This is a genomic window from Burkholderia sp. E168m23 (assembly GCF_016586125.1).
Classification (GTDB): Bacteria; Pseudomonadota; Gammaproteobacteria; order Burkholderiales; family Burkholderiaceae; genus Burkholderia; species Burkholderia orbicola.
On sequence record NZ_BCPP01001664.1, the window covers coordinates 1 to 630 of the forward strand.

A 630-nucleotide genomic window follows, 5' to 3' on the forward strand; every position below is an offset into this window, starting at 1 on the left:
GCCTTGCGATCGAGCAGGATGCCGGTGATCAGCAGGCCGCTCAGCACGAAGAACAGATCGACACCCATCCACAGCGGCGCCTTCAGTGCGTGCTGCAGGAATACGGCGCCCACGGCGATCGCGCGCAGCCCGTCGAGCTGCACGATCCGGCCGTGTTGCGGCGGGGCGAGGTCGGCGGGGCGCGCCAGGGCCGTCATCGCGCGGCTCCTTCACGACCCGCATCCAATGCGTGTACGTATTGCATGCCTTTAAATCGAATATGGAATCGAAACCGATTCTAGGGAAAAGAAATCGGTAAAAAAACGCGCGTCGGTTAGCGGGCGATAAATAGGCAAATGCCGATTATTACGATCACGGCATGAAAGGTTGGCGCCCGGACGGGCTCGCCAGGCGGCGCAGAGCGGAATTTTCTACGTGGCGGCGCGGGAGAGGCGGTCGTTATTGCCGTTTTTGGGCGTCATTTATTCGCTGTTCCGGCTCGATATTTCAGGCAGAAACATCCCCAAATATTTCCAAATTTCTTGTGATTATTTTTGCTTGTAACCTGCATCGCGACGTTTGAAACCCATTTAGCGACAGGGCGCGGCCGCGGGCGATCCGTGGCGGCGCCGGTCGCTGTTGCATCGAGTC

Annotated in this window: 1 pseudogene; it reads right to left on the reverse strand. The window is 58.7% G+C overall.

Annotation, left to right across the window (positions count from 1 at the left end):
- A pseudogene (locus JMF90_RS39535) lies at positions 1-197 on the reverse strand (acyltransferase); the annotation flags it as partial.
- Positions 198-630 lie beyond the last annotated feature (433 nt).